The sequence below is a fragment of the Bacillus cereus group sp. N12 genome, assembly GCF_016483575.1.
GTDB lineage: Bacteria > Bacillota > Bacilli > Bacillales > Bacillaceae_G > Bacillus_A > Bacillus_A toyonensis.
Genome location: NZ_JAEHBO010000071.1, coordinates 22,055 through 29,240, shown reverse-complemented (window position 1 = coordinate 29,240; position 7,186 = coordinate 22,055). Strand labels below are relative to the sequence as shown.

The following is a 7,186-nucleotide window of genomic DNA, read 5'->3' as shown; positions in this document are numbered from 1 at the left end:
ACCTCCATTAAAATCATAACTGATACTTACGATTTAGAGAGGTGTTTTTTATCGTCTCATTCTCAGGGTTCACTCCAATACAGAAAGGGTGGCGTTTTTTATGAATCTTTCGATTCAAGGTGAACTACAATTATTTGCTGAAGAGTTGCATCAACATCTTACTCCTTCATTTTTAGAGAATCTTGCTAGGGAACTAACTTTTGTACAACGAAAGCGTAAATTTTCAGGTCATGATTTAGCTATTATCTGTGTCTGGGTTAGTCAACGTGTAGCAAGTGATTCATTAGTTCGACTGTTTAGTCAACTTCATGCTGTTACAGGAACTCTTATGAGTCCAGAAGGACTCAATAAACGTTTTAATAAGAAGGCGGTTTGCTTTTTAAAGCATATTTTCTCCACATTATTAAAAAATGAAATTTGTGAAACATCATTGATTCCAAGCTCTTCAATCACCTATTTTCAACGGATTCGTATTTTAGATGCAACGATTTTTCAAGTACCAAAACATTTAGCTAATGTGTATCCTGGGTCAGGTGGTTGTGCACAAACAGCGGGTATTAAGATTCAATTAGAATATGATTTACATAGCGGACAGTTTTTAAATTTTCAAGTTGAACCAGGGAAGAACAATGATAAGACCTTTGGAACAGAATGTTTAGCGACATTACGACCTGGCGATCTATGTATTCGGGATTTAGGCTATTATTCACTGGATGATTTAGATCAAATGGACCAACGTGGGGTATTTTATGTTTCACGGTTGAAATTAAATAATAGAGTATATGTAAAAAATGAATCTCCAGAATTCTTTCGGGATGGGACAGTAAAAAAGCAATCTTTATATGTTTTACTTAACCTTGAAGATATCATGCATCAGATAAAACCAGGGGACACTAATGAAATTCGGAATGCTTATATTGGACAAAAAAAATTACCCTCACGAGTTGTAATATACAGACTTACATCAACTCAAATTCAAAAGCGTAGGAAACAGCAATCTTATGTTGAAAAGAAAAAAGGAGTTACATACTCTGAAAAAAGTAAACGTTTAACAGAAATCAATATTTATATTACCAACATACCATGGGAAATTGTTCCGATGGAACAGATTCATTATATCTACTCACTACGTTGGCAAATAGAGATTGTATTTAAAACATGGAAATCTCTTTTTGGTATCAATCATTGTCACAATATTAAGCGAGAGCGTCTAGAATGTCATCTTTATGGACAGTTAATCGCTATTTTTCTTTGTTCTTCCACTATGTTCAAAATGCGACAGCTGTTACTACAGAAAAAACAAAAAGAATTAAGTGAATATAAAGCAATTTATATGATTCAAGATCATCTGTACTTAGTATATGAAGCTATACAAAAAGACACCCAAGAAGTATCAAAAATTTTCCTTCGTCTGTTTGATCTCTTACAGAAAAACGGACGAAAATCCCATCGATATGAGAAAAAGACAGTCTTTGATATTTTAGGCGTTGTTTATCAGTGCACTGTATCCAATCTAAAGCAGAAAACTGCATAACCTTTAAAAATACACCTTATCAAGGTTTATTTGGAATGCGTATTTTTAAAAACAAATAAACAAAATAGCAAGCATGTAGGCAACAAGAACGGAAGCTCATGGAATACCTAACCTTAGCTTGATGGCGATGTATGGTGACCCCTATAAAGAAAAGACACCTTAAGGTGTCTTTCTCCGAGTTAATAACTACATGTTTACAAAAAAGGTGAAATCTAAGGCATGGAATTAACAGTTATTGCAATGACTATAAAAACAATTCCTAACAACACCATAAATGATGAAGAAATAATTAATAATAATGCACCAAAATTAAACTTCTTATTTAATTTTAGTGATAGTTTTTTGTAGTATCGATAAAGTAAAAAACCAAAAAGTGTCGAACTTATCCAAATAATCAGTCCGTATGGAGTTGTTAGTTTTTTCCAATCAACAACCCAATAATAAGCAATAAAAATATGGCATATTACTAGTAGAATGGAAGATGGAAATATTATCTTTTTATTAAGTACCATTTGTTTATCCCTCCTATCTAAATATTACCAATGTTTTATTAATATTTCAAAATTTATTACACAAAAAAGGGAGCGCTTAAATATATAATCATCTGAAAATATGAATTTATTTAAAAAAATAGAAAAATCTGTTGATTTATTTCTAAAAACTGGTAATATTTTATGTGAATATTAAATAAGGAGGATTCACAATGAAGAAATTTGTAAAATTAGTAGGAGCATTGGCATTAACTTTAATAGTTGGTAGCCCTTTGTCTGCATCTGCAGAATCGCATCATGAGGGAGAAATGAAGGATATGACACCTAAACAGGTAGCCGAACAAATGATTACAAGTTATGATGCTCAAAAAACACAAAAGGCTCCTCAAAAAACTGACGATGATCGATTTATGAATGAAATGGTTGCCAATCAAGAAAGAATGCAGACAGAATTAGAGAAAAAAGTTGAAACCGCTAAGGGAAATCATGAAAAATTTTATTCAATGGATGAAATTTTAAAAGCAAACGCCCAGGAATTTGGAATTAGCGAAGAAGACATGAACAAGATTAAAGAAAGTGTTGCTACTCATAAAGAAGGACTTTCCAGTACTTTAGAAGGATTTACTTCACTGGGTGAAGGAAATCATGAAATTGCAAAAAAATTAAAAGAAAATCTTAATCAAAAATGGCCAAAATCGGTAATTTATGTGGATCATTCTAAAGATAAACAAGATGGAATCATTTCAGGTGGTGGGTTCCCATACTGTTTAGATGATAATGGATGGGGTCCATGGAATTTTATAACCTCAGATTGCTATAAAGCAATAATAGCGATGCAAGTATGTGCTTTAGATTCTACTTTAGGTAAGATGGATGCTAGAATGCGATACTGCAAAGCATATGTTCAAAACTGTTCTCCTCTAATTGGTCATCGTCGTACTTGGCATACTCATTAATAGTATGAAGATATCTTAACAGTTGAGGAGATGAATCATGAAAAACAACGCAATAGGCGCTCTAGCATTTCTTTTTAGTTGTAGTCTACTAATTGGATGTAGTAACCAAACAACCGCCAAGGGTAATGAAAATCACGAGGGACACAAAAATCATGTGAAACAGGAAAATCACCAAGAACACGAAAATCATGATTCCGATGAAGGATTAGGTACAAAAAATCAGCAGGAGGTTATGCAAAAAGATATTAATCATAATCTTCAAAAATGGAATGATGAAAAAATTTATGGGAAGAATATAAAAATTGCTGTTCTTGATACAGGAATTGATAAAAATAATAGTGATTTGAGTTACATAAAAGGTGTCAATTTTACTAGTGATAAGATAGATGAATTTGCCGATGATAATGGGCATGGAACAAAAATCGCTGGAATCATTGGTGCTCGTAAAAATAATCATACACTATTAGGAATTGCTCCAGAATCCGATTTATATATTGCTAAAGTAGCTAATGGAAACGGGGATGTGAAATTTGAAAATCTCGTTAAAGGTGTCTATTGGGCAATAGAACAAAGTGTGGATATCATCAATATCAGCTTAGAGTTTCCAAATGAAAATAATGAATTACATGAGGCAATAAAAAAGGCTAGTGAAAAGAATATAATTGTAGTTTCTTCCTCAGGGAATATCAAACATGAAGGTGACTCGGATAAAGCTTATCCTGGTGCATATCCCGAAGTCGTTGGTGTAGGAATGTTGAATGTTAAAGGGAAAATGTATTCTAAAGAGTTTGAAAAGAAAAAAGTAGATGTATTTGCTCCAGGGGAAGACATATTTTCCTTGTATTTTAATAGTAAAATGACCCTCGATACAGGTGTGTCATTCGCAACAGCTTATACATCAGGTTATAGTGCATTATTAATTCAAAAACATAAAGATAATAATACTGACTATAACAAAAAACAAATAATATCAGAATTAAAAAAAGATTTAGAGAAAAAAATATAAATTGATATTATTATTTATTAAGTATTTTTTATTTTAGAATTCATGCATCAATAATTATATGTCACATACTAGTCCGTCATAGTACGTAATCTCTATATTGTGCTGTATTTCAAATCAACAATTGTGTATGATTCTGAATTCTGCCATTAGCAAAGATTATGTAAAGAATTAGCCAATTCCCTGTACGTTAAGGAATCGGCTAATTTGCGTCCAAATTATGTCTAAATGTCCAATTTTCCCGAAGTGTTATAGTGACCCCATCGCTATCAAGCAAAGATTTTTAAGTACCCCAAAAACGGAAATTCCAGCTTTTTACAGATATTTAAGGGTATTAGGCTTACTTTTTTATTTTGGAGGAACAATTAATTTCTTAAATTGACGCCGATGTATGATGACCCCTAATAGGAAGAACGAAAAAATCTTTTAGGGAAAAAATCAAGATTACAGCCAAATTTTTGCTAATTGAGAAACGCCTTCTATTATCTTTTTTTCACATAAATTACCCAATCCAAGTTGAATATGTGGATATTGTGGTATATATTTCGAGAAATATTTTGAACAAGGATAAACTACAATTCCGTGTTCATATGCCCTTTCAATTAGCATTTTTTCACTCATTTCTGTTTTTACTTCAATAATAACGAAAATTCCGGAGCTACCACCTTTTATTTCAACATAATTCTTAAAATGTTTTAATAATTCCCTATTCAATAGATTCATTTTACGTTTATACAAAGCTTTCATTTTCCTTAAGTGTGAGTACCAATAGCCTTCATTCATAAAGGTCGCCAGTGTTCGCTGATGAATAGATGAAGATGTTTGCTCAAGCAAAGGGAGTATCTTTTTATATTCACTTATTAGCCTCCTAGGCAAAACCATATAACTGACACGGATAGAGGGTAGTAGTGCTTTTGAAAAAGTTCCTAAATACACCACCCTATCATTAGAATCTAAACTTTGAAGGGACGGTATAGGTTGATGGATGTATCGAAATTCACTATCGTAATCATCCTCAATAATATATCCTTCCACCCTTTTTGCCCATTGAATTAACTTTAATCTTTCATTGACGGGGATAGTCACTCCATATGGAAAGTGGTGAGTAGGAGTGACATATAAAAGTCTAGAAGGCGATTTTAAAAGGAAATCGACTTGGATGCCTTGTTCTTTTACCGGGATTGGATCAATGATAAATGATTGAAGAACAAAAAGTTCCCTTGCCACATTATATCCAGGGTCTTCTACTGCCAGATAATGATAGTCTTGCTTTAGCAACAACGACAAAAGTAATAACAAGTGCTGTGTGCTACTGCCAATAATAATTTGTTCTGCAGAAGTATTAACTCCTCTTGATTGAAACAAGTAATCTGCTAGTACCTTTCTTAATTTAATGTCGCCTTGTTTTTCTCCGTATGAAAACATGCTAGAGTCTTTAATGATTTTGTTTGTGAGCATTCTCCATTTTTTCAAAGGGAAGTTCTCTTGATCCACTGTCCCAATTTTAAAGTCAATAGTATTCATGGCAGCATGATTTGTTTCATGATGCTGTTCTCGAATGGGTTCATAATTAAGTGTCTCATCCGATATAGTAGCCGCTACAAAAAATCCCTTTTTGTTCTCACTTCGAATATATCCTTCCGATTGCAGTTGTTCATAGGCTACTTGAGTTGTATTTCTGCTGACCTCTAATTGGATAGCAAGTTGTCTGATTGATGGCAATTTGCTATCCTTTTTTAATTTACCAGATAAAATCTGAGTACGTATGTATTGATAAACTTGTTGGTACATTGGAGTGTTGCTTTCTCGATTGATATTAAATATTAGTTCATTCATCATTGTAATACCTCATCTGTCATTTGCTCTTATTATAAACTGTACCTTTTAGAAATGACGGTATAAATGAATAATGAATTTAGAAAAAAATTGATTTGGGAGAAAACTTATGACAATATTTATGTACATATTTTGTTTGATTGTATGGGGACTCAACTTTATTGCAGTAAAAATTCAAGGAACTCCTGTCAGTTTAGAATTATCTTTAACGTATCGTCTAGTTATGACAGCTTTTTTATTTTTGATTCTTGTTTGGTTCCTTCGACCAAGAGGGATGCCAACAAGAAAAGATATCCCATTTGTAATAGTTTTTGGTGTATGTAACTTTGCATTAAGCTATTTATGCCTTTATTACGCCACAATTTTGAGTTCTGCAGCAATCGTAACATTGGTTTTTTCATTAAAGGTGATTTTGACCCCGATTACCCTTCGGATTTTTTTAAAAGAAAAGTTACATTCACGCGTTTTGGTTGGGGGGATTTTGGGGGTACTAGGCGTATGTATTCTCATCTATCCGAATTTGAACAACTTTCAAGGGTCCAATGACATAAAAGGAATTATAGTTGCGATCTTAGGTACGTTTCTTACAGCAGTAGGTGATGCCAGCTCGGCACGAAATGCAAGTCACAAGGTGAATCCTATCTATGCAAATGCCATTGGATTTACAGTGGGCAGTATATTGATGGGAGTAATTGTATTATTTCAAGGACAAGAATTTATATTCCCAACATCGTTTTCATATTTATTTATGTTGTTATATTTAACTTTGGTTGCTTCGTTTGTAGCATGGTTATTCTATTTGAAGCTTGTAGAAAAAATTGGAGGAGCTCGAAGTGGCTATATGGTTGCACTTTTCCCGGTAATTGGAGGAATAGCTTCCGTTTTAATCGGTGAGTCAGATCCATCATTGTATTTGTTTGCTGGTTGTTTTTCTAGCTGTATTGGCGCTGCTATCGCATTAGGGCTTAGAACTCGGAAGCAAGTTGCGAAATTACCTCTAAAAAGAGTTACTTAAGAAGGAATAAGTGTTGTGAAATTAAAAATAGAGCTCATTTATAGAGCTTATACTGGATCTTTAAAAAAAAGAAAAAATTTCAAGTGAAATTAAACTTATATAATCTTAGCTTGATAGCGATGGGGTATCGTCACATCGCTATCAAGCTAACAAAACAAAATACCCCCTAAAATAAAAAATACGCTATTCTTTCTGTAGAATCATAGGAAAGGATAGCGTTTTTGTATGTCTATTTCTGTATCTGATGAATTACAATTCTTTGCTCAAGAAATTCAAAGCTTTTTATCCCCAAATCTCTTACGAACTCTTGCTAGAGATGTTGGTTATGTGCAACGAACCAGTAAGTAACAA

Annotated in this window: 6 protein-coding genes; 4 read left to right on the top strand and 2 right to left on the bottom strand. The window is 33.0% G+C overall.

Annotation, left to right across the window (positions count from 1 at the left end; translation table 11 throughout):
- Nucleotides 1-100: 100 nt before the first annotated feature.
- Nucleotides 101-1,534, top strand: a complete 1,434-nt coding sequence (locus JDS92_RS23855; RefSeq protein ID WP_199632629.1) for an IS4 family transposase — start codon at nt 101-103, stop codon at nt 1,532-1,534.
- Nucleotides 1,535-1,746: 212 nt separating this feature from the next.
- Here JDS92_RS23855 and JDS92_RS23850 read toward each other — a convergent pair whose 3' ends face one another.
- Nucleotides 1,747-2,046 carry a hypothetical protein gene (locus JDS92_RS23850; RefSeq protein ID WP_199632628.1) on the bottom strand — a complete coding sequence of 100 codons (300 nt, stop codon included), beginning with the start codon at nt 2,044-2,046 and terminating at the stop codon, nt 1,747-1,749.
- A gap of 191 nt (nt 2,047-2,237) precedes the next feature.
- On the opposite strand from JDS92_RS23850, the gene JDS92_RS23845 reads away from it, so the two are divergent.
- Entirely contained in the window at nt 2,238-2,981 is a 744-nt protein-coding gene (locus tag JDS92_RS23845) for a hypothetical protein (RefSeq protein ID WP_199632627.1), read from the top strand.
- A 37-nt stretch (nt 2,982-3,018) separates the two neighbouring features.
- Nucleotides 3,019-3,987, top strand: coding sequence for a S8 family serine peptidase (locus tag JDS92_RS23840; protein WP_199632626.1), 969 nt, complete (start codon nt 3,019-3,021; stop codon nt 3,985-3,987).
- Between the two features lie 441 nt (nt 3,988-4,428).
- Here the strand turns inward: JDS92_RS23840 and pdxR are convergent, their stop codons facing one another.
- Nucleotides 4,429-5,820, bottom strand: a complete 1,392-nt coding sequence (pdxR, locus tag JDS92_RS23835; RefSeq protein WP_199632633.1) for a MocR-like pyridoxine biosynthesis transcription factor PdxR — start codon at nt 5,818-5,820, stop codon at nt 4,429-4,431.
- A 109-nt stretch (nt 5,821-5,929) separates the two neighbouring features.
- On the opposite strand from pdxR, the gene JDS92_RS23830 reads away from it, so the two are divergent.
- Complete coding sequence (locus JDS92_RS23830) at nt 5,930-6,835, top strand: DMT family transporter (RefSeq protein ID WP_199632625.1); 906 nt, start codon at nt 5,930-5,932, stop codon at nt 6,833-6,835.
- Nucleotides 6,836-7,186 lie beyond the last annotated feature (351 nt).

Bases quoted from the DNA above. Each gene is read 5' to 3' on its own strand.
- JDS92_RS23855 (WP_199632629.1), top strand. From the start codon at position 101: ATGAATCTTTCGATTCAAGGTGAACTACAATTATTTGCTGAAGAGTTG.
- JDS92_RS23850 (WP_199632628.1), bottom strand. From the start codon at position 2,046: ATGGTACTTAATAAAAAGATAATATTTCCATCTTCCATTCTACTAGTA.
- JDS92_RS23845 (WP_199632627.1), top strand. From the start codon at position 2,238: ATGAAGAAATTTGTAAAATTAGTAGGAGCATTGGCATTAACTTTAATA.
- JDS92_RS23840 (WP_199632626.1), top strand. From the start codon at position 3,019: ATGAAAAACAACGCAATAGGCGCTCTAGCATTTCTTTTTAGTTGTAGT.
- pdxR (WP_199632633.1), bottom strand. From the start codon at position 5,820: ATGAATGAACTAATATTTAATATCAATCGAGAAAGCAACACTCCAATG.
- JDS92_RS23830 (WP_199632625.1), top strand. From the start codon at position 5,930: ATGACAATATTTATGTACATATTTTGTTTGATTGTATGGGGACTCAAC.